Genomic DNA, 25,876 nt, shown 5'->3' with positions numbered 1-25,876 from the left:
CACCTACTTTAGTTTTAAACCTATAAATTGCCAATAAAATAAATACATTAAGACCATAAATACTACATAAATAGGGAGTAACCACATATTTAATTTTAAAAGTTGTGAAGTATTAAATGGTCGATCATCTAACTCATAAAATATTAATAATGCTTTTGAACTTACTGGTAATGTTAAGCAATAGTTTATGCCAATTAATGTTATAAATACAACTGACATAGGATTTAATTCAAAGGTTTCCGCGAAAATAAGTACCGTTGGAACAAGTACCACAGCTCTTGTTGTATGGCTTGTAATGAGTAAATGTGAACCTACACTAATGATGCTTAGTATAATCACAAATACAATTGCAGGCATTACTGGTAATCCGTTAAGTAATGATAAAATTTGGTCTTGTATGTACTTAACGACACCGTATTTTATTAATAATTCTCCAAGTGCAGTTGCACTCGCTACGAAAAATATTAAACTCCATGACACTTCGGACAAAGCTTTTTTCCAAGTTATGAGTCCTAATTGAGGAATCAACATGCAAAAAGCCATTAAAATTGTTACAAAAGCAATATCAAGTCCATGTAAACTTTCAGTAACCCACAGTACAATAGTTATGCCAATTAAAATAATTGCTTTACGTTCCTTTGACGAAAGTGGTGTTTGTTCAACGTCAACTTCAATATCGACAGGTTCTTTATCTGAAACTTCCTTCATAGGTTGTTGTTTAATAGGACTGTACATTAATATGACAGCGACAATCAAACTAATTAGTAAACCAAAGGGTAAGCCCCATAACACGAAATCAATATAAGAAATCGATTTATCTGTTTGACCTTCTAAAATACCTATACCTATTAAATGACTTCCCGCACCAATTAAGGTCGTATTCGTCATAGTTAAAATAAGTATAGGTATCATTAAACCATACATCGTGGCACGCTTTGGAAACTGTGTTTTTATCGCTTGATAAATAGGTAACATTGTCTGCTGCACGACTTGAAGTTGAAGGTATAAAGAAAGTCATGAGTTGAATCGTTGCCAAAATGAATAAACTTGCACGCTTTTCAGTATGGCATTTTCGGCTAAACCAATTGACGAGCCTTGTTAATAAACCACTTTCTTCTATGACACTACTGATGATAAATGCGCCAATCATTAACCAAACGATATGTTGATTTAATGATTCAAATAATATTGAATCTGGAACACCCAGCAACACTGCACCGATCAAACATAGCATCCCAGCTAATCCTGCAGGTAAATTTGAAAATATAAATAATATAATAGCTAAAATAAAAATCATTATACTTACTTTGCCTAAGTAACTTAAATCTAATACCAAAAAGATATAAAAACTTAAACAAAGAAAAGATATCCAAATCCATAGATGTGAAAATGAAACATTAGCTAGCATCTGTAACGACTTCCTTCAGTTTATGCTTTTGTTGTTCTCTTGCTTTAAAAAGGTTCATACCAATCATAATATAACGAATCGCACTTTCTACACTGCCCTCTAACCATTTATCTGCGTCGTTGATTGCATTTTCTAAAGTAGCTGGCTCAGGTATAATACTAGAAAATGCATCAATACCACTTTGATAATTTATTTTTGCGCCTTTACCAATCGTTCCCGCAAAAGCTATTACAGGTTTATTGTGATTTTTAGCAATACGTGCAACTTCAGCAGGCACTTTTCCATTCGGTGTTTGATAGTCAATACAACCTTCTGCAGTAATGACAATATCCGTTGATTCAAGATTGCTTTCGATTTGAATATAATTTTTAATCAAATCAAACCTTGGATGCAATGTTGCATTAGCGAAAGCGATGAGACCGGCTCCAAGACCACCTGATGCCCCTGTACCTTCTGCATAACGTAAATCCTTATTTGTATGTTGCTTAATTAAAGCAACTAAATGATATAAATTATTTGATAAATGTTCTACGTCCTCTTGTGACGCCCCTTTTTGAGGACCAAATACTCGTGCAACGCCTTTATCACCACATAATATATTAGACCAATTTACAGCAACATCAATTGGTGTTGTTGATACTCGGCTGTCTATATTGCTTAAATCTAAGTCATGAATTTTATCAATATCAACGCCACCATCAATGTAAACTGCCTCGCCATGCTTATTATAGAATTTAACGCCAATAGCTTGAGCCATACCTACGCCACCATCAGATGTACCAGAATCGCCACAACCTATAATTATTCTATCTACACCGTAATCAAGTGCTTTAATAATCATTTGACCTACGCCATAAGTTGTTGTGTATAATGGGTTTCTTTGTGTCTTAGGGACATGTCTTAATCCTGCAATTGCGACCATTTCAATCACAGCTACAGTTTCTTTTCCTTCTTTAAATACGCCAAAGTAAGATTGGATGCGTTGTCCGACAGGGCCAGTGACATGAGTCATTATTTTATAGCCATTTCTAATTTTAATAATAGATTCTACGAAACCTTCGCCACCATCAACCATAGGTATAACATTTACTTCATAATTTGAATTGACACGTTTAATACCTTTTTCAATTGCATAACCAACTTCTTCTGCACTTAAACTTTCCTTAAAACCTGATGGAATAACTGTAAATTTCATAATCTTCATCTCCCCGTATATAGTCTTAATTAATTGATACTCTTAGACTATGGTATGGGGGTTTACAATTGCTTAAAGAATTATTAAAAAATGATTAAAAAATTTAATAAAACATGATACCCAGTGCTAATCCTAAAATTACAATTAGCCATGACGGGGCTTTACAGTATGCTAGCAATACAAATAATATGGCAGCAAATGCGAAATCCATGTGTGAATTGACGGATGATGTAAAAATAGGATCATACAGTGCTCGCGATTAGAATACCAACTACACCAAGCACTGACCGCTTTTAACATTGCTTTAGCATAGCGATTCGACTGCACGTGTTCCCAAAATGGTAAAACGCCAATTAATAGTAAAAAGGCAGGTAAAAAAATAGCGATTGTTGCGACAATGCCACCTGGAATGCCAGACATAACGGTACCGATATATGCTCGCAAAGGTAAATAATGGACCCGGCACTGCCTGTGTTAATGCGTAACCTGTTAAAAAGTCGTTCGCACTGATCATATCTGTTGCGACAAATGCTTGTTCTAATAATGGTAGAACAACATGGCCGCCACCGAAAACAAGTGCACCTGAGCGATAAAAATGATCAATCATACTCACCCATGAATTGGTTGTGAAGAAATTAATAATAGGTAAAATTAATAAAAAACTGAAAAAGAGTGTAAGTGCAATAACACCAACCAATTTAGGAATATTGAATATCTTTATTGATGGTTTACTTTCATCATTTTCTTTAAAGAGTATTAATCCGACAAGCGCCACGATAATCAATGCACCCAATTGTGACATAGGGTGAATCACTGTGACTGCCATAACTAAGGTAAATAGTGCAAGAAGCTTTGTTTTCACATCAGGCAAAAGCTTCTTGCCCATGCCAATAATGGCATTAAGCACGATGGCAACTGCAACTAATTTCAAACCATGCGTCCAACCTAAATCACTGCTGTAAGCAAGGAGCAGCTGTCGCACAAAACATTAATACAATGACTGAAGGCAATGTAAAACCAATAAATGAAATAACACCACCAAGTAAACCTGCCTTCGTTATGCCGATACCAAAACCGACCTGGCTACTTGCAGGACCAGGTAAAAACTGACATAACGCGACTAAATTTGTATATTGCTGTTCTGTGAGCCACTTCCTACGTTTAACGTATTCATCATAGAAGTAACCGAGATGTGCTGTTGGACCACCAAAAGATGTACAACCTAATCTTAGCGCGACCAAAAAGACTTCAAGATATTTCATTAGCATAACCTCCCAATTTATAAATTATACTTCGCCAACAAGTTCTTTTAATTTTTGTTGGCTTTTGGCTAACATTTCTTTACCAAATGAAGTGATGATATAGTTCTTGCGTTGTTTACCCGCAACCACATTTTTCTCACTAACAAGTAATCCTTCGTCTTCCATACTATGTAAGAGGGGATACAACGTACCAACACTCATTGTATAACCGTGTTCTTGAAGTTCCTCAATCATCCAACTACCATAGATAGGATGTTCACTTGCATGATGCAAAATGTGAATATAAATAAACCCTAAAAACATACGTCTTTCTAATTTTGATTCCACATACATTCATCCTCTCTAATTAATATATCGAAAAGCGATATCGTATTTCGATTTCAATGTAACATTTATACTTTTGTCTGAGGTTGAATTTACATAAAATTTAAGAATTTATCATATTTTGTAATATAGATAGTGGATAACTCTTGTTAATGAAAAAGACCTATTTCAAAACAACTTTAAATAATTGTTTTGAAATAAGTCTTATATAATGGGGAGGATATTTTTTAACTGCGACGTGAATGTTTGTAGTGACTCATGAATATTAACATTAAATTGATAAGTCCTACGATGAGACCGCCTATCAACGCATACAATCCAAGGGGTACGAGGAACCAAGGCTCATGCAGTATGCCGTCTTGTGAAACGTAAGAGGGTATGACTAAGAAAAGTATCGCACAGGTGATACCAATTAAAATTAAAATCATACTTACAATGCTTAGACGTATGCGTTTGATACTTTTCCCATCATTAACGAGCTTATCTTTAATAACATCATCGCCTAAGATTAAATCATCGAGTGACAAGTGGAACGTTTTAGCGATATGGACAATCATTTCTATATCTGGTAAATATCTATTATTTTCCCAAGCTGATACTGTTTGTCTGGATACATTAAGCTGTTCGGAAAGTTGTTCTTGTGTGAGTTGATGCTCTTTTCTAATCGATTTAATTTGATTTCCAAAATCCATACGATCTTTCCTCCAATCTCTATAGCGTTAGATTCTTCGTAAAAAGCTGTTGTTATGCGATTGCAAGCAACACTTTACACCTCCCGCAAGACATACTGTCGCTTAAAACAGCTATGTCTTGTGATGCTTTCTTTTATTAATTAATTCTATGTTTGATAATAAAAACTTGAAAGCGACCAGCTAATTGGCTAATAAATTTAGGAGGTTATATACAGATTATGAGTAAAAAATTATTTTTTTCAAGTATTTTTTGCATGATTTTTGGAATTTTAATGGGAGGGCTATTTATTGTTTTACCTAGTCATGTTGATCAAGATGGCACCTTACGTGAACCATGGTTTTTAGTGGAATTTGGTTTTATATTTGTGGCATTGGGGTTATTATTAATGTTCGTAACTGCCGGAAAATATTTATATCATCGTTTTTTACAGCATAAACAATAATATTTTAAGCATCTAGGTCATAAATAAAACATGTTATGTTGTAAATTTTAATATCTAGTAATCCTTGTAGAGCGAGAAAGAAACCAAATTTCTAAGCTTGGTTTCTTTCTTACTTTTTTCAATTTAATAGCAATCTTTTTAAAAACTAAAATAAGATGATTTACTAAAAAAGTAAAATTAATGTACAATAATATGTAAGCGCTTACTAATTTATTTGAATCATATTAAATCAAGCTTTTAAAAGGAGAATGTAAATGAAGGACAAAGTGATGATGATAACGGGCGGTAGTAGTGGCATGGGCAAAGCAATGGCGAAACGATTTGCTGAAGAAGGTGCCAAAGTAGTTATAACAGGTCGCTCATTAGAACGACTTGAAGTTGCTAAAGCGGAAATTGAACAATATGAAGGTCAAGTGCTGTGTATAGATATGGATGTACGTGATCCAGAGCGTGTGCAGTATACAGTAGATGAGACTGTAAAAACATTTGGACAGATAGATGGTCTTGTGAATAATGCAGCAGGTAATTTTATTTGCCCTGCAGAAGATTTATCGATTAATGCGTGGAATTCAGTTGTAGATATTGTATTAAATGGTACATGGTATTGTACACAAGCAGTAGGTAAAGAATGGATTAAAAATGGTCAGAAAGGTCGTATTTTGAACATGGTTGCGACGTATGCTTGGAGATCTGGTCCGGGCGTTATTCATTCGGCAAGTGCCAAAGCTGGCGTCCTTGCAATGACGAGAACACTTGCAGTGGAATGGGGTTCTAAATATGGTATTACAGTGAATGCCATTGCACCTGGACCAATCGAAAATACGGGTGGAGCAGGAAAATTAAGTCTATCTGAAGAAGCACGTCAACAGACACTAGATAGTGTGCCAGTAGGTAGAATGGGTCAACCTGAAGAAATTGCGGGCTTGGCTAAATTCTTGTTCTCAGGTGATGCAGACTATATTAATGGCGCTTGCATGACTATGGATGGCGGACAATGGCTCAATCAGAATGCGTTTTAAGCAATTCGCAATTTATATATTAGACAAATTGGACGCGTCATATCGTTTAATTTGTCTTTTAAATTCAACACTATTGCTAATATATAATAAAAACAACGGATTCAATTACAATTTATAAAACAAATTAACCTAATTCAATTGAAATAAATGACTATTTCTACTATCATATATACTTGTGCTAAAAAAATAACAAAAATTATATCTTTCGAAACTTTTTGGTTAATAACTGAAAAGTTTCTTTTTATGTCGGTCTTTCTAGCCGATCAATATAAATGAAATAAAACAGTAGAATTGAGTGATTTTCAAATAAAAGAAATGAGGTGTTATTGGGATGTTGTACAAAATTCATTTTAAAAATATATGTTTCTGTATTTTAGGGACATTTCTTATAGGTATAGGTATTAATGTGTTTGTAATTCCTGCTAATTTTGGGGAGGGTGGTACGGTTGGTGTTTCGTTAAATCTAAAATATACACTAGGCTTATCACCGGCAATTACCTCTCTAATTATAAATATGATATTAATTGCGGTAGGTTGGAAATATTTAAGTAAAACGACAGCAGTTTACACATTGATTACAGTAATTTCGAGCTCAATGTTTTTAGGACTAACTGAATCATTTAATATGCAGATTGAATCTGATTTTATAAATACAGTGTTTGGCGGCTTACTACTTGGTGTCGGTACTGGACTTGTAATCTCAGCACGCAGTACATTAGGTGGCACATCTGTTATTGCTAAAATTATAAATAAATATACTGAAATCAAAACTTCTCAAGCGTTGTTTATGCTTGATTCAATCATTGTGCTATCTTTCTTAATCATCCTTCCCGCGCAAAATGTTTTATATACCATTGTTATGCTTTTTATAGTTGAGAAAAGTATGTCATTTGTAATAGAAGGTTTTAATCCTAAAAAGGCAATTACAATTATTTCAAATTATAATAATGAAATTAGTAAGGGGATTAATAAAGAAACTGGTAGAGGTTCAACATTATTGAATGGAGTCGGTGGCTATGAACGAAAAGAGACGAATGTGCTTTATGTTGTCGTACCACAAAACCAATTATCAAGAATTAAGAAAATCGTTAATGCTCACGATGAAAATGCTTTTCTTGTTATTCATGATGTGCGAGATGTCTTGGGGAATGGCTTTATGAAAGTACAGTAATGTAAAATATGTGTGGGTATCAATACGCATTGAAAAAGTCCTAATACTGTCAGCAGTGTTAGGACTTTTTTATAATAATTATGGCAATGTTAGATTTTAATTATGGGTGGAAGATTACTTTATCAAAATGTTTCTTTTTATTAACTAATGCATCAAATGTTTCAGGACCTTTTGCTAAATCTAAGCGATCTGAAATCATCGGATCCACTTGAATCTCTCCTGTAGACATGTAATGAAGGGACGCATGCCATTCTTCGCCTGGAAATGGGGCGGATAAGCCGTTCCAAGATCCAATAACATTAAGTTCATTGCGTAATATTTTTTCAAAATGAACACGATCCATTTCAATATCGGAGTAAGGTATGCCTAGCAGTAAGACTTCCCCGCCCTTAGCCGGTAACGTTAAGACTTGTCCAATCGTAAATGGTGAGCCCGCTGATTCAACAGCGACATCTATGTTATGAGGAATAGTAGCGATGACGTCATCTAAATTTTCTGTTTTAGAATTAATCGTATAATCTGCACCGAGCGTCTTAGCAATTGCTAGTTTATCTGGGTCGATATCAATCGCAATCGTTTTAGCAACACCAAATATTTTAGCCCATTGAATGGCTAGTAAACCGATACTGCCACACCCTATAACAGCTACCGTTGCACCAGGTTTCATGCTTGTTCTATAAAACCCATGTGCTACTACTGCAGAAGGCTCGACCATAGCGACTGTATCAAAGTCTACATTAGCTGGCAATTTTAAGACGTTATTTGCAGGTAGTTTAACGAATTCTGCAAAACAGCCAGGTTCATAAGAGCCAATAACATATAAATGTTCACATCTAGAGTATTCACCTTTCTCACATTGTTCACAGGCGTGACAAGCGATAGCCGGACAACCCGTGACTGCATCGCCAACTGCCACATGATTTACGTTACTGCCTATACTTTCCACAACTCCTGAAAATTCATGCCCAAAAGTCATGCCCTCACGATAAGGTCCTAACTTTTTATAGCGGGAATTATCCGAACCGCATATACCAGTTGCAATCACTTTAATAATGACATCATTACTGTCTTCAATTTCAGGAGATTTTGTTTCTTCGTACCTTAAATCTTCAATGCCGTATAGGTTCAAAGCTTTCAAAGTATTTCACCTCTTATCTTCTGAATAATAAGCGCATTAATTTTGTTCAGAAGTAACTTTTTTCTTTTTAAAAAATTTTGCGCCGAAGTAACCAAGAAAAACGACTATATTACAATAAAGTAAGTTATCCATATATAAATCTGTAATACCTCTCAATGGCCCAAGCATGAAATCTAACATATGTTCTACCATAATAATTATCTCCTTATATCATTTAAGTGCTAAATGATGATTATTTAAAACAAGTTAATCGATAGGGCGAAGGAGTACTTTGATGCCTTCTCCACCTTTGATATGGTTGTAGCCTTCTTCCCATTGCGTAATATCAAGTTCATTTGTGACTAATGCTTCAGCATTGACATCACCACTGCTTAACAGTTGTAAAGAAGGTTCCCAGTCGGCTGGTTTTTGACTTCTCGTACCGACCATTCGTATTTCTTTTTGTATGATTTTTTCTAAATCAAAAGAAATTTCTGGATCTTTAAAGATACCAACTTGGACATATTGTCCTTTTTTACGTAAGATATCTAAACCTTGTTTGGCGGCGGTACTGCACCAGAGCATTCTAAAACTACGTTTGCACCATAACCATTGGTAATACTGTTTACATAGTCTTTTAAATCAGTATTTTGAATATTGACGACATGATCTAATTTAAGTTCTGTTGCCTTATCTAATCTTGTTTGATCATTATCTAATCCAGTGATTACGACTTCTGCACCTTTACTTTTAACGACTTGCGCGACAAGTAATCCAATAGGTCCAGGCCCCATAACAACTACGACATCGTCAGGCTGTATTTCAATTTTAGAAACGGCATGGTGGGCACAAGCTAATGGCTCCGTCATAGATGCTGCTTTATATGAAACATTGTCAGGAATACGGTGGACACTCGTCGCACGTGCAACTAAGTATTGTGTGAAGCCACCGTTTTGTTGTGTGCCTAAACCTTTACGATGATTACATAAGTTATAATCACCACTTTGACAATATTCACATTCACCACAAATGTAATATGTTGTTTCAGAAGTGACGCGATCACCAATTTTAAAATCGGTGACATTAGCGCCTGTCTCTACAACCTCTCCTGAAAATTCATGGCCAAGTGTTACTGGAAAGTTCACTTTATAATGACCTTCATACGTGTGCACATCCGTACCACAAATACCTGCATAATGGACTTTTATTTTTACTTCATCTGCGTTCGGTGAAGGTATCTCTCTATCTAAGACTTCTAGATTCCCGAATCCTGGTTCAGTTTTAACGAGTGCTTTCATGTAATGTCAGCTCCTATCTGTTAATTAAATAAACTAAAGAATTTGAAAATAATGTAATTTAAGATGTTACCACCTTGGTCAAGACTTGAAATTTGAGATGAGCCAGATGGCATGTTTACGTTAGTGCCTTCTGCCATGCTTGTGAATATCGGTGCAACATCTGTTGCGATATATAAAGAGATGGCAATCATAATTGTGCCGACAATAACCGAGTGTATGATATTACCTCGTGCAACACCTACGATAAATGCGACAATAAATGGAATTGTTGCTAAGTCACCAAATGGTAAGACTTGGTTACCAGGTAAAATAACTGCTAATAATACTGTGATCGGAACTAAAATTAAAGCTGTTGAGATAACTGCTGGGTGGCCTAATGCAACCGCGACGTCTAAACCAATATAGATTTCACGATCCCCAAAGCGTTTGTTTAACCAAGTACGTGCAGATTCGGAAACAGGCATTAAACCTTCCATCAAAATCTTAACCATACGAGGCATTAACACCATAACGGCAGCCATTGACATACCAAGGTTGATAACATCGCCAGCGTTGTAACCAGCTAACAAACCAATGATTAAACCAAGTACTAAACCGACGAATATGGATTCACCAAATGCACCGAAACGTTTTTGAATCGTTTCTGGGTCTGCATGTAGTTTGTTGATACCAGGCACTTTTTGTAAACCTTTTACTAAGAAAATACCTGGAGCATATGAAATTGTACTACCTGTGGCAATCGATACCCCAGGTAAATCGTAGAACTCACTCATCATTGGTGCAGTCCAGTCAGCCACTTTTAGACAGACGATTTGGAATATTGCCGCAGCCACTAATGATTGCCAAATGCTATCAGATACGGCGTAAACCATGGCACCCATAAATGTATAATGCCAGAAGTTCCAAATATCTACGTTCATTGTTCGAGTAGTCTTTGTCAGTAACATAACAATGTTAATTACAATACCTAAAGGAATAATAAATGCCGCGATAACAGATGCCCATGCAATAGAAGATGTTGCTGGCCAACCCACATCAATAACATTTAAGCTTACACCTAAGTTCTTAACCATCGCTTGGGCAGCGGGCCCCAAGTTGTTTACAAGTAAATCAATAACTAAGAAAATCCCTACGAATGCGACACCAATCGTCAAACCTGATCTAAATGCCGCACCGACTTTTTGCCTAAAGAATAATCCTAGTAAAAATATAACGATTGGAAGGATTACTGTTGCCCCTAAATCTAGAAAAGCTTGAATAAAATCTACAAATCCACTCATCCCTTACACCATCCTCTTTAATATAAAGTGATGTTGGTATAAATTAAGACGCCATTTTGATATAACCATGAACTTCTCTTTTGATATTTATCCCAACGGTTGATTCGGTATGTTAAATTAAATGACTCATTATTCTTGTAATGCGTCTAAGATTTCTTTTTTAGTATCTTCAACGCCAATTCCAGTTAAGAAATTACGTGCGTTAATGACAGGGAAGTCGTATTCTTTTTGCGTCATTGCAGTTGTAACTAATAAATCTGCTGAATCTGCGTAAACGCCAACTTCTGAAATTTTAATTTGTTTTAAATCTACTTTGATATTGTGCTCTTTTGCCATTTCTTCGATTGCACTATTTACTACCGTTGAAGTTGCGATACCCGCGCCACATGCTACTAATACTTGTTTCATAATAATTTCCTCCTAATTTGAGAACTTAATATTTAAATTCTCTTCCTGTTATATTTTTTATTAATAAATTGAATGATTATGCGTCTGCTAATTCTTGCTCAATAACTTCTACGACTTGATTGCTATCTGTTGCGTTGGCAATGGTTTCAAGTATTTGATCATTTTGGAAAATGCCCATCAATTTTTGTAGTAATGATAACTGTGCATCCTCTTTATCCATTGCGAGCATAAAGATTAATTTCACATCCGTTGTTTCTTCAACTTCGCCCATAATGACGAAAGGAACTGTTTCTTTAAGGACAGCCACACCGATTGATTTTGAATTCACGTGCTTGGATATCTGTGTGCGGGATGGCTACAGAACAATATACTGTAGGTAACCCTGTAGCAAATGATTGTTCTCTTTCGATGACTGCATCTTTGTATGATGCTTTGACGTAACCATTGTCATGCATTAAATCGGCTAATTGACTTAAGACGTCTTCCTTTGTTGTGGCCTCTAAACCAATGACAACATTCGAGGCATCAACTGTTAAACCTTCCATATGACGCAACCCCTTTGCTTTAGTCTATTTTTGAAAATTGTTTAATCGTTTCAAATATTTGTGATTTTGAATCTGTTTGTATGATGCTTTGCATACTTTCATTGTCTTGTGCTAAATCTCGTAACTGTAATAGGGGTCTTAAATGTTTGAATTTATCTGTTGTCGCGATAACTACAAAGACATGTACATTACGTCCTGTACTTAGCGTCAATGGTTCGTCTAATACCAACATACTCATAGACGTACGGTTTACATTTTGTTCGTTCTCAGCGTGTGGTATGGCGATGTTTTGATTGATAACCATATAAGTATCGTCGAAAGATTGAATCATCGAATCGATGTAATTTACATCTATATAGCTTTGACTAGAAAGTGGTTCAGCTGTAAGCCGAATTGCTTCTTCCAAATTTGAAACACGAGATGCAAATTGAATATGGTGTACTGGCAACAAATCTTGTAAATTCAAATGACCATTTAACGAAATTGAAGACGATTTGATTGAAGCGTATGCATGAATATCATCAAATTGGTTTTTAATTTCATTAAGTAAAGCATCTTCGTTATGAATATCTGCATGCTCACGTATCATGGCGAGCATCTTTTCAGCGTGTATGTCTGTCTCAAAATTATTGTTGAGTTGACCGAATACGTACTGACGAAGATCGTGTTTTTCTTTGGCAGTTAATATTGCCTTTGTGATATATAATCTTTTGTGTGTCATCACGTGCATTGGTGAAAAGACAATATCAAAGTCTAGCGTATACTGATTAAATTCACGTAGTGATAAGGCATCTAAAAATATGAATTCTGGAAACACACTCCGTAATTCTTGTAACATGAGTTGAGAAATTGACGTACCTTGTGTACAAACCACCACAGCTTTTACTTTTTTGTCGATGTCTTCATCTTGTCTTCTTAAAATACCGCCAATGAGTATGGTTAGATATGCGATTTCATTATCAGGTAATGGTTGGTTAAAGAACTTTTCCATAGGTTTGGAAGAGAGTTTAACAAGATGAAATAATTCCTTGTAATCATCTTTCAGATTATTCTGTAAACTATCGACATCAGATAACTCATATCTAATTCTGTAAAAGGCGGGCTTCATATGAAACAACAATTGGTTGACCAATGTTTCACGATCTTCAAAAGTGATAAAAGTAATTTTCTCAAATTGATCAAGCATGCTTTGTAGTGCAGTTTTTAATTCCGGTAAAACTTTCACATCATCTAATTCCGACCATTGCACACTTGTTGATAAGAGCCGCAATGTTATAAATAATTTCTCTTGCCGAGGAATATCAGGATAGTTTGAAGTTAGTATTTCGGTCGCTTGATACTCCTCAGTGTCGGAAAGGTCATCGTATCCAATTGAAAAAGGTGAGACGATCTTATCGTGTTGAATTCTTCTCAAGATGAAATAGAGTTTATAACGTAATGTCTCAGTACTTTGATCAATAAAATTATTCTCTAAATATTGTTCTATTTTGTTAATTTGAAGATCGATGATTTGAAGTTTATCTTCTTGCAAAGCTAAACTTGTTAAAATATCATCTTTTGAAATATTTAAAGTGAATACTTTATCAATTAAGCGTGTTAAAAGTCTTCTAATTTCAAACTCATTACCGACTAAATAATAACCCTCCTGTCGTGAATATTTCAGAGTGACATCATATGGTTCTAGTAATAATTTTAATTTTTTTAAATCATTTAACACTGTGTTCTTACTTACTTTTAAATCGATTGCAAAGTGATTTAATGACAATGTTTCATCTTCTCTAAACAACATCAGTAAAATGAGATGCGCGCGTTGGTAAGCAGTATATACTTGCTCATCTTCCTGTGGAATAGGTTCAAGTGATACATTAAGAAAATTTTTGATTATATCATCAACGATGAAGAATCCTTGGCTTGTGCGTTCAATTGTTGGGCAATCTTGTTCAGTTAACCATTCATTGATTTTTTGGATTCGATAGCCAAGTTGTCCGCGAGACATGTTGAACATTACTTCTAAGTCTTTGCCTTTAATTTTCGGATTTTTAATCATTTCGGTAATGATATTAAAGTTTTCTGCTTGTATTTTGAATCCCTCCCTTGTTGTTGACTCTAATTTAGCACAGGTCATCAAAGAGTTGTACACTCATTAGACACAAATGCATTTCCGTTTTATGTACATCATTGTGATTAGAACGAGAAAAAGCACTTACCATCGCATTTGGAATGATAAGTGCTTATCGTATAATATGTTTATTATTTTAATAATTTCATTCTTAATTCATTGATTATAAGATATGAAAGTTAAAAAGAGAAATTATATTATCTTTACTGAATGATTTTCTAGGATGCTTTTCCATTCGTCATCAAATTCAGTATCTGTCACGATATAGTCGATATTGGATAGGTGACCAAAGCTTATTAAACTATTGCCATCAAATTTAGAAGCATCAATTGCCAAAATAACTTGTTTGGCTTTATTGATCATGAGTTCTTTAATGTGAGATTCGTATTCATTAGAGTCGGTGATGATGCCATCTTTAGACAAGGCTTTACAGCTTAAAATCGCATAATCAGTATGGAATTTATTAATTGATTCTGTCGTTTGAGGACCAACTAATGCGGAAGAATGTTTTAATAATTTGCCACCTGTTGAGTTGATTTCCATAGATGTTTGATTAAGTTCATATAGTGCGTTTACAGCATTTGTTATGATATGAATTCTTTTATTGGAAATAGCAAAACGCTTTAATGCTTCATTTATTGTAGAACTGGAATCAGCAAATAAACTTGTATCATTTTGTATAAATTGATCAATTTTTTTAGCAATAATGACTTTGCTATCTTTATTGCGCGTATGTCTTACAGAATAAGGCAGTTCTTCAGTTTTGATTAGTTTCGCGCCACCATAATTCCGTTCTACGATACCTTCTTTTTCCAATTTTTCTAAATCTCGACGAATTGTTTCTTCTGAAACATTAAATTCAGAAGCTAATTTATTCACATAAACAACATTGTTTAAATAGAGATGATTTAGTAGTGACTTTCTTCTTTCAAATGGCTTCATAATAAATTTCTCCTAAATATATATTGTCATCATTATAGCATAAAACCGCTTTTAATCTCACAAAAAAAGACTGAAACCAACATATAAACCACATTAATTATCAAAATATTTTGTTTTATGTTGATTTATGTGGATTGTTTGATTATAATCATAACCAAAGAGGTGATAAGTTGAAGCATTATATAGCTGTTGATATTGGGGCGTCTAGTGGTAGAGCCATCTTAGCAAATATCGACAATAACCAGATTAAAACACAAGAAATCAATCGTTTCGCCAATGGTTTTACAACACAGAATCAACAGGAAGTGTGGGATGTTGACTATTTATTTGAAGAAATTATTGTTTCTTTGAAAAAAGCTAAAGCTATGGGCATCACAGAGTGTTATTTAAGTATAGATACGTGGGGCGTAGACTATCTTTTTTAGACCACAAAGGGAAGCGCTTACAAAACGCCGTCTCATATAGAGATTCAAGAACGGATACAACGATGGATAAATTATTCACTGAAGTTTCCAAATATGATATTTTTCAAAAAACTGGAATTCAATTTTTAACTTTTAATACAATTTATCAGTTGTTTGAAGAGACACACGCATTAAAAGATCAAGCACATGATATTTTGCTTATTCCTGATTATTTGAATTATTTACTTACCAATGAGAAAAGAAATGAAATTACCAATTTAAGTACGACACAATTACTCTCAGTGCATGATCATTCATTAGATCAAGCGTTACTAACATCAATAGGAATAGATAAGGCACAATTTCCAAACACGATTGAACCTGGCACATACATAGGCGAAATCAATGCAGACTTAAACATCCAGGATGATTTACCTGTGACACATGTTTATGCCACAGCATCGCATGATACCGCATCAGCTGTTTTAGGTTCTGTTGGAGATGCATTTAAAAAATGGGCTTTTTTATCAAGTGGGACTTGGTCATTAATAGGTAAAGAATTAGAAAGCCCAATCGTAACTGAAAAAGCATTAGAACTTGGATATTCTAATGAACGCGGTATGAATCACACCTATCGCTTCTTAAAAAATATTATAGGTATGTGGATTATACAGCGGATACGCAAAGATTGGCCTGAAAATTATACATTTCCTGAAATGGTAGAGGAAGCAAAGCAACATCAAGACTTTAAAGTTTATATCGATTTTAACGATCAACGCTTTATTAATCCTGACTGTATGGTGGATGAAATTAAAAATTACTGTATTCAGACAAACCAAACAGTGCCACAAACGTTAGGTGAAATTGTGCAAAGCGTCTATATGAATCTGGCAATAATTTATGCAATTTCCATAGAAGAGTTAAACGAAATAACAAGAGAACCAATCGAAGTAATCAATATTGTTGGCGGTGGTTCCAACAATGACTATTTAAATGAACTTACGGCCTTGTATACAAATTGTGACGTCATTGTGGGGCCAACAGAAGCGACAATTTATGGGAATTTGGCAGCAACAATGATTGGCACAGGTGAGTTTGAAAATATTCAAGAAGCTAGAGCGGTAATTAAGCGTTCTACAGATACGACAAAGATAGACAAACCGGAGTTAAAGCATATAGCAAATCAAGATATTAAGACATTCAAGGGGGTTACTCATTATGAGTACGTATAATAAGCAAGCATTTGAAGCGGCAAAAACACAATATGAGACATTAGGCGTTGATGTAGAGAAAGCATTAACTAAATTAAAAGATATTAAAATCTCTATCCATTGTTGGCAAGGAGACGATGTAGAAGGTTTCCTTTTCAATCAAGAATTATCAGGAGGCATATCAGTTACTGGTAATCATCCAGGTAAAGCAAGTAATGGAGCAGAACTTAGAAGTGATTTAGAAGAAGCTTTAAAGCATATTCCAGGAAAACATAAAATTAATCTACATGGTATTTATGCCGAATCTGAAGAAGCAATCGATTTAGATGAAATCGAGCCAAAGCATTTTGAAAAGTGGGTGCATTGGGCAAAAGAGAATGAATTGGGATTAGATTTTAACCCAACATGCTTCAGTCATGAGAAGTCAGAAGATGGCTTTACATTAGCGCATCCGGATAAATCAATTAGAGACTTTTGGATACAACATTGTAAACAATCTAGAAAAATCGGTGAATATTTTGGTAAAGAGCTCGGTCAACCTTCAACAACAAATATTTGGGTGCCAGACGGTTATAAAGACACACCGGTAGATCGTTTAACACCTCGCAAACGTTTGATGGAGAGTTTGGATGAAATTTTTAAAGAAGAAATAGACGAAAGCTACAATATCGATACATTAGAAAGTAAATTATTTGGTATTGGTTCTGAAAGTTATGTTGTGGGATCTCATGAATTTTATATGGGTTATGCCTTAACAAGAAATAAACAAATATTACTAGACGCCGGACATTATCATCCAACAGAAGTGGTGTCTAACAAATTATCGGCACTCAATTTATTTACAAAAGGTTTAAGTTTACATGTTTCTAGACCAGTAAGATGGGATAGCGATCATGTGGTTACATTGGATGACGAATTGAATGAGATAGCCAAAGAACTCATTTATAACGATTTACTTAAGAGTACAACAGTTGGTTTAGATTTCTTTGACGCATCTATTAATAGAGTGGTCGCATGGGTTATTGGTACTAGAAATATGCAAAAAGCATTGCTTAAAGCATTATTAGATCCTATTAATGAATTAAAAGAAGTTGAACAAAGCGGTGATTTTACGAGACGTTTAGCGTTACAAGAAGAAATGAAGATGTATCCGTTTGGCGCGATATGGAATGAATTTTGTAGCAGAAACGATGCTGAACCAGGATTGGATTGGTATGAGCCAATTAAAAAATACGAAGAAAATATTTTACAGGAAAGAGGAATTTAATTGGAAAACTTTGTAGATTCTCCCGCGGTTAAAGAATTATCTAAGATTACACATTTAATGTATCACAAAGGTTGGGACGAACGTAACGGAGGCAACATATCTTGGATATTAGATGCTGCCAAGGTTCAACCGTATTTATCAGAAGATGGCAGAAATATAAGAAACGTAAGTCTGCCATTTGAGGTGCGTCCATTAGCGAATAAATATATTCTTGTCACTGGTACAGGAAAATACTTCAAAAATATTATAGACGATCCACAAGATGCATTAGGTTTAATTAAAATTGCGAGCAGACGGTAAAAGCTATAACATTTTATGGGGTTTTGTGAACGATGCAGTAGCAACAAGTGAATTGCCAACGCATTTAATGAATCATATCCAACGTTTAGAAGTCGATGCTACACACCGCGTTATTATGCATTGTCACGCCACACATACGATTGCGATGACGTATACGCACGAATTAGATGAAAAGGCATTTACGAAAACATTATGGAAAATGTGTACAGAATGTCTCGTTGTATTTCCAGATGCAATTGGTATTATTCCGTGGGTGGTACCTGGCACAGAACAAATAGGACAACTCACTTCAGAAAAAATGAAACAGCAAAGATCTGTGATTTGGCCATTTCATGGTGTATTTGGAGCAGGGCATGATTTAGACGAAGTGTTTGGTCTGATTGAAACCATTGAAAAAGCAGCTGAAGTATATACGTATGCGCAAGCACAAGGTGGTATTAAACAAACGATTTCGGATGAGAATTTATGGGAGTTAGCTCAAGGATTTAATGTAGAACCTAAAGAAGGTTACTTAGAGGTTGAGGTGAGATAGATGACGCGAATTGCAACGGTGATGTATGTCAATGAAGGTTCTTATGATGCATATAAACGAAGACATGATGAACTATGGCCTGAAATGAAACAGTTATTAAAAGAGAGCGGCGTGCATGACTACAGTATTTTTCTAAATGAAGCCACTGGAGAATTATTTGCAGTACTTGATGTTACCGATAAAACAGCATATGACAATATGGCGAAAAATCCGATTTGTCGGAAATGGTGGGACTACATGGCCGATATCATGCAAGTGAATGAAGATAACAGTCCTAAATCAACTGAATTGAGAGAGATGTTCTATTTGAAATAAACGAAAAATGGGGATGAGGTTATGAGTTTAAAACCTAAAAAGACAAATGGCTGGCTGGCAACAATTGCAGTTGCGATGGCCAATTATATAGAAGCGGGTTCAATTATTGCAGCAGCGAGTAGTTTATCACTCTGGCAAGCATATTTAAATATTGATAATTGGCAGATGGGCTTACTGAGTGCATTAAGTGCGAACGCGTTAGGTGCAGCAATTGGTGCATTAATCGGTGGTCCATTAACAGATAAATTAGGTAGAAAATTTATCTTTAAATACGATCTATTATTATACATGGTAGGTATTTTAATTATCATGCTATCTGTTAATTTATCAATGTTACTCACAGGTACAATCATTGTTGGTATAGCTGTAGGTATAGGGGTACCTGTAGCTTGGACATATATTGCAGAAGAAGCACCAGAAAAAGAAAGAGCAAAACGTGTAGGAACTGCACAATTAGCTTGGTCTATTGGACCAAGCAATTACTTTTACTTTAGCAGTTATGTTAGCGCCATTAGGATTATTAGGCTCAAGATTAATTTTTCTACATTTGTTTATCATCGCAGGTGTTACGTGGTGGATTAGACAAGGTATGGAAGAATCTAAAATCTGGGAGGAAGAGAAGGAAAAAGAACAAAGAGAAGCTTCGTTTAATGTTAAAAAGACATCAGCTTTTAAAGAATTATTTACTAACCCAGTGAATTTAAAAGCAATGTTATTACTTATAGGAATTTATTTATTTTGGAATTTAACGTCTGGCGCCATGGGGTACTTTATGCCCTTTATTTATGAAAGCGTCGGTGGTCTGAGTGGTGCACAAGCCAACATTTTACAAGCGATTTTATGGCTGTGTACAGTGATTACGACTTACTTTGGATTTATGAAATTAGGAGACCGTATCAGTCAAAGATTACTATTTAGTATTGGTGCAACGATGGGTATTGTTGCTTGGATTATATTGACCTTTGCACCTATGAATTGGATATCACTGATTTTATTTGTTTTATTATGGGGGTCAGCAGCAGGTATAGGTGCCCAAGTCTTTTATGCATTATGGACAAGTGAACTATTCCCAACCCGTTATCGTGCCGGTGCGCAAGGCTTGATGTACTTTATAGTACGAGCAGGAATATCAGTATATACATTTGTATTACCTACCATTTTAGCATCACTTGGATTCAAAATTACTGGAATCATTATGATTTCATTTTTAGTTATTCATGCAGTCATTGGCATTGTCCTAACTCCTAAGACACAAGGTAAGACGTTAGAACAGATTGAACGTGAAAGATATGGAGAAAGGGCAAATAGTAGCGTAAGCATTACACCAGAAACAAATACCATGATTCAAGAAGGGGAGAGTAAAATATGATAAATATTAAAGATTATATTAACGGTTCATTTGTTGAAAGAAACATGGAAGATGCAATTGATGTGAAAAATCCTGCAACTGAAGAAACAATTGCAAAGTTATACAGAGGTTCAGAACAAGACACTAAAGAAGCTATCGACTACGCAGATAAAGCCCAAACGAAATGGAGCGAACTGCCAGCAATTGAGCGAGGCAACTACCTTAAAAAAATTGCAGCAGGTATTCGAGAACGTAGTGAAGAAATTACCAAAGTCATTATGCAAGAAGGTGGTAAAACATATGATTTAGCGAACACGGAAGCCTTTTTTACAGCAGATTATATAGATTATATGGCAGAGTGGGCAAGAAGATATGAAGGAGAAATCATACAGAGTGATCGTAAGAAGGAACATATTCTAATGTACAAAAAAGCTCTGGGTGTTACTACAGGTATTTTGCCATGGAACTTCCCGTTCTTCTTAATCGCACGCAAAACAGCGCCAGCACTTATTACTGGAAATACAATTGTAGTTAAACCTTCAGAAGAAACACCTATAAATGTGCAAATATTCACTGAGATTTTAGATACAGTTGACTTACCACCTGGTGTGTTTAATTTAGTGAACGGTGAAGGTAGCGTGGTGGGTAATGAGCTTGCGAGTAATAGTAAAGTCGCACTCGTATCTATTACTGGTAGTGTCTCAGCAGGTAAAAAAGTAATGGAAGCCGCAAGTAAAAATGTAACTAAAGTTAATTTAGAATTAGGTGGTAAAGCACCGGCAATTGTCTTAGAAGATGCTAATTTAGATAAAGCAGTTCAATATATTATAGATTCACGTATTATTAATACGGGTCAAGTGTGTAACTGTGCTGAACGAGTGTATGTACATTCCAGTATAAGTGAAAAATTCACACAACGATTAGTTCAAAAAATGAGCGAAGTTCGTTTTGGTAATACATTAGAACATAATTACGACATGGGTCCTTTAATTAATAAGCAGGCTCAAGAGCGTGTGCATAATCATGTTAAAAAAGCTGAAGCACAAGGTGGCGTAATTAAATGTGGCGGAGAAATACCTGAGCAACAAGGTTACTTCTATCCAGCTACAATCATCACAAATTGTAAAAATAGTATGGATATTGTTCAAGAAGAAGTCTTTGGACCTGTCTTGCCAATTGTTGAATTTGATACTTTTGAAGAAGCAATTGAATTAGCAAATGACAGTAAGTACGGCTTAACATCTTCTATCTATACAGAGAGTATCCAAAAAGCATTTACAGCAGTAGAAAAATTAGAATTCGGTGAAACATATATAAATAGAGAAAACTTTGAAGCAATTCAAGGTTTCCATGCGAGCGTAAAACAATCAGGTGTTGGTGGAGCAGACGGTAAGCATGGCTTAGAAGAATATTTAAGAACACATATCGTATATATGCAGTTAGATGAATAAATAATTTACAACCGAGCTTGTTTATAGAGAGTCTTGTGGGGGCGGGATAGGAAATCAAATTTTGATTTCTATTCTGCTCTCGTTTTAATTATAAGAAGCGTAGAGCAACACATATATGAGCCATATAAAAATGCGATGTAGAATAAGCGAGAGCACGCAATAATGATGAAAAATTACTATAAATTTTTAGATTTATCTCATTTTACATTGACATATAATCGTCAAAATTTCATAATGGTAGTTATATATATGAGAAATCTAAAAATTCGCACAACTATGTTTGGAATGATGACTATCAACGAAGTGAAAAATTTATGTAAAACGCATACAAGTTTAACACCACAGGCTACACAACATATCGTAGAAGTATCTGATCATTTACAAATGATTGCTGATTTAAATAGGGCGAATGTGTTTATTGATTGTCCTACTAAAAAAGATGGAGAAGTTATAGTAGTAGCGGAAGCCATACCTACAAATGACGAAGGTTTATATCAAGGTTCAGTCATTGGTGAAAATGTGTATGAAAAATTTGAACCCGCTGTATTCCAAGTGTTGGAAGGAGATGATTTTGCACAACATCGTGCAATCACTCAAGAAGGTAAAGTCGTAGAACAAAGTGTTACACCAATTAAATTGGAAAATGCCATTGTTGGCACGCTGATTATGGAAATAGATGTAAGCAACAAAGTAATGGAAGAAAAACGATTAAGAGCTTTGACACAGGCGACTACAACATTAAGTGATATCGTCTCGCAAAATAGTGATAACCCAATTTTTGTACCGGATATGATTGAAGAAAGTTTATTTGATTTAGATAACTCATTAGACATCCGCTACTATAATTTAGCCGGTGAGACAATGGTTAGAGATTTAGTGGGTGTCGATTGTGAAGCGGGATTGAATTTCGTAGCATTGTTTCCGAGCATTAAAGACATGCTTACAGATGGTCGTGTTATTACAATTGAAGAACGCGAGCTTAAAGGACACTACTTTCAAGTGAAATGTATTCAGTTACTTGAAGAAGGCGTAATGACAGGTCATTTAATTCTACTGAAAGATATTACAGATTTGAAAGAAAAGGAACGCGAACTTATTTCTAAATCTGTAGCAATTAGAGAAGTACATCATCGTGTGAAGAATAATTTACAGACCGTAGCCAGTTTACTGCGCTTACAGATGAGACGCGGTTTGCCAAATGGCAGTGAAAAATATTTCCAAGAAAGTTTAAATCGCATTCTAAGTATCGCATCTGTGTATGAAGTCATTCTAGATGAATCATCGACAGATACGGTGAATATCGATAAATTGATTAAAAAGATAGGTAATATGGTCGTTTATAACGAATCATCGAATAAAACCTTACATATTACATATCAGACAGATGAACATATTAATTTAGTATCTAATATTGCAGTCTCTGTAGCGTTGATTGCGAATGAATTAATTACGAATTGTCTAACACATGCTTTCAACAATCAGACTGAGGGTATAATAAGCGTAACGCTAGCTTACGATACAGAATCGGATACCGTAAAGCTTGAAGTTCAAGATACGGGCGAAGAAGAGAGTGCTTTTCTACCATCATTTGGATTGAAAATTGTTACTACTATAGCAGAAAATGATTTAGAAGGTACATTTAACATTGACCGTAATTCAATTGGAACAATAGGTAAAGTTGAATTTCAACACAAAGGGGTGGATTGAAATGAAATCTATTATGGTAGTTGAAGATGAAGCGATTGTCCGAATGGATATAGTAGAAATGCTTGGGGAAGCAAACTACAATGTCGTCGCGAAGTAGGTAATGGAGAAAAAGCAATTGAAGCCGCAGATCAATTTCGGCCAGATTTGATTGTCATGGATATTAAAATGCCGAAGTTGAATGGTTTAAAAGCCAGTAAAATTATTGGTAAGAAACATGATATTCCGATACTTATCCTGACAGCATATAGTCATTGTGAGTACGTTGAAGAAGCTAAGCAACAAAATGTCGTAGGTTATATCGTTAAACCTATATCTGAGTCACAATTGCTACCGCCTATTGAAATTGCAATGTCGCAATCAGATAGTATGGGTAAACTCAAGCAAGAAGTGAGTGATACACGTTTGCAAATGGAACATCGGAAACGTATAGAAAAGGCAAAAGGCTTATTAATGAAACAACTTGATTTAACGGAAGAAGCAGCTTATCAAAAGCTTAGGAGAAACAGTATGGATAACCAAATAGCTATTGAAAAAGAAGCTTCAGCAATCATTAAACAATTGGGGTAATAGCTTTACAATACAAGTGAATATAATCAAGCAAAGGTGCTTATTTGAATTAATCAAATAGGCACCTTTTTGTTTTTTTATAGCTCATAAAAATGGGGGAAACTATCATGGAACATATTGGTACAGTGATTATTTACATTATTATGGTATGTGCAGTGTTAGGTGCTTTTGGTGCAATTCGGAATGCGAATGAAGGGATAGGGAAGGAATTTATGGAAGGTATTTATACCATCGGACCTATCTTTGCTAACTCAGCAGGTATTATGGCTTCTATTCCATTCATATCGCAATTTATAGAAAAATTCTTTGGACCGCTTTTTGATAAAATTGGTGCGGATCCCGCTATAGCCGCAACATCAATACTCGCGACAGATATGGGGGGATATCAACTTGCAGATGTATTAAAGGATAGCTATGAAGGTTGGATTATGGCAATGATTGTTGGTTTTATGGCTGGTGCCACAATCGTGTTCACAATACCGCTTGGTCTACCAATGCTTGATAAACGAGATCATAAATACATGGCTTTGGGTATTCTATCAGGATTGTTGGCCATTCCTTTTGGTGTATTTATTTCTACGGTAACTATTTTATTTAGTCATACAAAAATCCGTACAGTGATTGATACAACGAGTGCGACCACACACGTTTTTCAAATCAGTTTATCCACTGTATTTATCAACTTATTACCATTAATTATTTTTGTAGTAGTAACAGCCATTGGACTGTATTTCTTCTCGGATATTATGATTAAAACCTTTATTGTCTTTGGTAAAATACTAGATTCCTGTATTAAATTGGTCTTTGTATTTTCAGTAGTAGAAATATTTACAGGATTATTTACAACAGTTTTTGGTGTCTGGGGCTTCGATCCAATTATGGCGGATAGTGAAGATAACTTTAGGGCATTAGAGAACGCAGGGAATATTGCTATTATGTTATCGGGTGCATTCCCAATGGTTTATTTAATACGTAAGTACTTCTCTAAAGGTTTGCATACTGTTGGTAGTAAAGTGGGACTCAGTGAAGTAGGTAGTGCTGGGTTTATCGCTACAATTGCTAATATTCTAGCTATGCTCAAGTTAGTAAGAGATATGCCACCTAAAGATAAAGTGTTAAATATCGCATTCGGTGTCTGTGGTGCGTTCTTATTAGGAGATCATTTGTCATATACGGCAAATTTTCAGCCAACGCTCATACCGACTGTATTAATTGGTAAATTGAGTGCGGGTATTATAGCAATATGCTTTGCTTACATTCTATGTATCCCGAAAGCGAGAAAATTGGAAGAAATTGATAGACGTGCCGGCATCATTGGAGAGCATGAATATTTAGATAAATAAACTGAAAAACAGGGACGGGTCATAAATACCTCAGTCTCAATTTTAAAACACCAATCTATTATTTTCTAATGGATTGGTGTTTTAAAGTTAAAATAATCCGGTTTTAAAAGCGCATGCTTGCCTGGGGAATAGTATGGCTCGAGCCTATAGTCTCTCACTCATACTATTTCCCTAGGCGTCAGCGCTTTACAAAAATGGTTCAATTATA

Annotated in this window: 22 protein-coding genes and 5 pseudogenes; 13 read left to right on the top strand and 14 right to left on the bottom strand. The window is 35.1% G+C overall.

Going from position 1 to position 25,876, the window contains the following annotated elements; genetic code table 11:
* Window positions 1-3: 3 nt before the first annotated feature.
* The 6 genes and pseudogenes from ABLV90_RS03475 to ABLV90_RS03450 all read right to left on the bottom strand — a co-directional run bounded on the left by ABLV90_RS03475 (window position 4) and on the right by ABLV90_RS03450 (window position 4,881).
* Entirely contained in the window at window positions 4-924 is a 921-nt protein-coding gene (locus ABLV90_RS03475) for an SLC13 family permease (RefSeq protein WP_460872161.1), read from the bottom strand.
* Window positions 815-1,408, bottom strand: coding sequence for an SLC13 family permease (locus tag ABLV90_RS03470; protein WP_460872160.1), 594 nt, complete (start codon window positions 1,406-1,408; stop codon window positions 815-817). The genes ABLV90_RS03475 and ABLV90_RS03470 overlap by 110 nt, the downstream gene beginning before the upstream one ends.
* The gene (locus ABLV90_RS03465; protein WP_460872159.1) at window positions 1,398-2,603 is read right to left on the bottom strand and encodes a glycerate kinase; all 1,206 of its coding nucleotides are present in this window, start codon (window positions 2,601-2,603) and stop codon (window positions 1,398-1,400) included. Before ABLV90_RS03465 ends, ABLV90_RS03470 begins: the two co-directional genes overlap by 11 nt.
* 103 nt (window positions 2,604-2,706) lie before the next feature.
* Window positions 2,707-3,865, bottom strand: a pseudogene (gene chrA, locus ABLV90_RS03460) (chromate efflux transporter).
* A gap of 24 nt (window positions 3,866-3,889) precedes the next feature.
* Window positions 3,890-4,192 carry a PadR family transcriptional regulator gene (locus ABLV90_RS03455; protein ID WP_460872158.1) on the bottom strand — a complete coding sequence of 101 codons (303 nt, stop codon included), beginning with the start codon at window positions 4,190-4,192 and terminating at the stop codon, window positions 3,890-3,892.
* A 224-nt stretch (window positions 4,193-4,416) separates the two neighbouring features.
* On the bottom strand, window positions 4,417-4,881 hold the full coding sequence (locus ABLV90_RS03450) for a helix-turn-helix domain-containing protein (protein ID WP_427705879.1): 465 nt from the start codon (window positions 4,879-4,881) through the stop codon (window positions 4,417-4,419).
* Window positions 4,882-5,099: 218 nt separating this feature from the next.
* Here ABLV90_RS03450 and ABLV90_RS03445 point away from each other — a divergent pair, with 218 nt between their 5' ends.
* From ABLV90_RS03445 to ABLV90_RS03435, 3 genes are all read left to right on the top strand, one after another.
* The gene (locus ABLV90_RS03445) at window positions 5,100-5,324 is read left to right on the top strand and encodes a DUF3955 domain-containing protein (protein ID WP_069816891.1); all 225 of its coding nucleotides are present in this window, start codon (window positions 5,100-5,102) and stop codon (window positions 5,322-5,324) included.
* A 254-nt stretch (window positions 5,325-5,578) separates the two neighbouring features.
* The gene (gene fadH / locus ABLV90_RS03440; protein ID WP_427705881.1) at window positions 5,579-6,343 is read left to right on the top strand and encodes a 2,4-dienoyl-CoA reductase; all 765 of its coding nucleotides are present in this window, start codon (window positions 5,579-5,581) and stop codon (window positions 6,341-6,343) included.
* Between the two features lie 331 nt (window positions 6,344-6,674).
* The gene (locus ABLV90_RS03435) at window positions 6,675-7,514 is read left to right on the top strand and encodes a YitT family protein (protein WP_069816892.1); all 840 of its coding nucleotides are present in this window, start codon (window positions 6,675-6,677) and stop codon (window positions 7,512-7,514) included.
* A gap of 100 nt (window positions 7,515-7,614) precedes the next feature.
* On the opposite strand, the gene ABLV90_RS03430 is transcribed toward ABLV90_RS03435, so the two are convergent.
* From ABLV90_RS03430 to ABLV90_RS03395, 8 genes and pseudogenes are all read right to left on the bottom strand, one after another.
* On the bottom strand, window positions 7,615-8,652 hold the full coding sequence (locus ABLV90_RS03430; protein ID WP_460872157.1) for a galactitol-1-phosphate 5-dehydrogenase: 1,038 nt from the start codon (window positions 8,650-8,652) through the stop codon (window positions 7,615-7,617).
* 36 nt (window positions 8,653-8,688) lie between these two features.
* Window positions 8,689-8,844: a hypothetical protein gene (locus ABLV90_RS03425; RefSeq protein WP_176721523.1), complete on the bottom strand. Its 156-nt coding sequence runs from the start codon at window positions 8,842-8,844 to the stop codon at window positions 8,689-8,691.
* A gap of 54 nt (window positions 8,845-8,898) precedes the next feature.
* Window positions 8,899-9,929: pseudogene (locus tag ABLV90_RS03420) on the bottom strand (zinc-binding dehydrogenase).
* 20 nt (window positions 9,930-9,949) lie between these two features.
* Window positions 9,950-11,209, bottom strand: a complete 1,260-nt coding sequence (locus ABLV90_RS03415; protein WP_460872156.1) for a PTS galactitol transporter subunit IIC — start codon at window positions 11,207-11,209, stop codon at window positions 9,950-9,952.
* A gap of 129 nt (window positions 11,210-11,338) precedes the next feature.
* The gene (locus ABLV90_RS03410; protein WP_021338961.1) at window positions 11,339-11,617 is read right to left on the bottom strand and encodes a PTS sugar transporter subunit IIB; all 279 of its coding nucleotides are present in this window, start codon (window positions 11,615-11,617) and stop codon (window positions 11,339-11,341) included.
* Between the two features lie 76 nt (window positions 11,618-11,693).
* A pseudogene (locus tag ABLV90_RS03405) lies at window positions 11,694-12,162 on the bottom strand (PTS sugar transporter subunit IIA).
* A gap of 19 nt (window positions 12,163-12,181) precedes the next feature.
* Window positions 12,182-14,209: a BglG family transcription antiterminator gene (locus tag ABLV90_RS03400; RefSeq protein WP_460872155.1), complete on the bottom strand. Its 2,028-nt coding sequence runs from the start codon at window positions 14,207-14,209 to the stop codon at window positions 12,182-12,184.
* 264 nt (window positions 14,210-14,473) lie between these two features.
* Complete coding sequence (locus ABLV90_RS03395) at window positions 14,474-15,223, bottom strand: DeoR/GlpR family DNA-binding transcription regulator (protein ID WP_069816904.1); 750 nt, start codon at window positions 15,221-15,223, stop codon at window positions 14,474-14,476.
* 170 nt (window positions 15,224-15,393) lie between these two features.
* Here ABLV90_RS03395 and ABLV90_RS03390 point away from each other — a divergent pair, with 170 nt between their 5' ends.
* The 10 genes and pseudogenes from ABLV90_RS03390 (at window position 15,394) to eutH (ending at window position 25,668) form a co-directional block, all read left to right on the top strand.
* Window positions 15,394-15,648, top strand: a complete 255-nt coding sequence (locus ABLV90_RS03390) for a hypothetical protein (RefSeq protein WP_193014023.1) — start codon at window positions 15,394-15,396, stop codon at window positions 15,646-15,648.
* Entirely contained in the window at window positions 15,624-16,859 is a 1,236-nt protein-coding gene (locus ABLV90_RS03385) for a rhamnulokinase (RefSeq protein WP_460872154.1), read from the top strand. The genes ABLV90_RS03390 and ABLV90_RS03385 overlap by 25 nt, the downstream gene beginning before the upstream one ends.
* Window positions 16,846-18,105: an L-rhamnose isomerase gene (gene rhaA, locus ABLV90_RS03380; RefSeq protein ID WP_460872153.1), complete on the top strand. Its 1,260-nt coding sequence runs from the start codon at window positions 16,846-16,848 to the stop codon at window positions 18,103-18,105. The genes ABLV90_RS03385 and rhaA overlap by 14 nt, the downstream gene beginning before the upstream one ends.
* Before the next feature lie 57 nt (window positions 18,106-18,162).
* Window positions 18,163-18,937, top strand: a pseudogene (gene rhaD / locus ABLV90_RS03375) (rhamnulose-1-phosphate aldolase).
* Window positions 18,938-19,252, top strand: a complete 315-nt coding sequence (gene rhaM, locus ABLV90_RS03370; RefSeq protein WP_427708216.1) for an L-rhamnose mutarotase — start codon at window positions 18,938-18,940, stop codon at window positions 19,250-19,252.
* 21 nt (window positions 19,253-19,273) lie between these two features.
* Window positions 19,274-20,621, top strand: a pseudogene (locus ABLV90_RS03365) (MFS transporter).
* The gene (gene aldA / locus ABLV90_RS03360; RefSeq protein WP_460872152.1) at window positions 20,618-22,051 is read left to right on the top strand and encodes an aldehyde dehydrogenase; all 1,434 of its coding nucleotides are present in this window, start codon (window positions 20,618-20,620) and stop codon (window positions 22,049-22,051) included. Before ABLV90_RS03365 ends, aldA begins: the two are co-directional and overlap by 4 nt.
* 249 nt (window positions 22,052-22,300) lie before the next feature.
* Window positions 22,301-23,758 carry a sensor histidine kinase gene (locus tag ABLV90_RS03355; RefSeq protein WP_427705893.1) on the top strand — a complete coding sequence of 486 codons (1,458 nt, stop codon included), beginning with the start codon at window positions 22,301-22,303 and terminating at the stop codon, window positions 23,756-23,758.
* A gap of 144 nt (window positions 23,759-23,902) precedes the next feature.
* Window positions 23,903-24,325 (top strand): ANTAR domain-containing response regulator, encoded by a 423-nt coding sequence (locus tag ABLV90_RS03350; protein WP_460872151.1) that lies wholly within the window; start codon window positions 23,903-23,905, stop codon window positions 24,323-24,325.
* A gap of 107 nt (window positions 24,326-24,432) precedes the next feature.
* Entirely contained in the window at window positions 24,433-25,668 is a 1,236-nt protein-coding gene (eutH, locus tag ABLV90_RS03345; protein WP_460872150.1) for an ethanolamine utilization protein EutH, read from the top strand.
* The last annotated feature ends 208 nt before the right edge of the window (window positions 25,669-25,876 follow it).

The sequence above is a fragment of the Staphylococcus sp. 2S1 genome (assembly GCF_046721335.1).
Lineage (GTDB): Bacteria > Bacillota > Bacilli > Staphylococcales > Staphylococcaceae > Staphylococcus > Staphylococcus equorum_A.
Note: the sequence above shows the minus strand (reverse complement) of the source record. Positions and strands in the feature narration are given on the sequence as shown.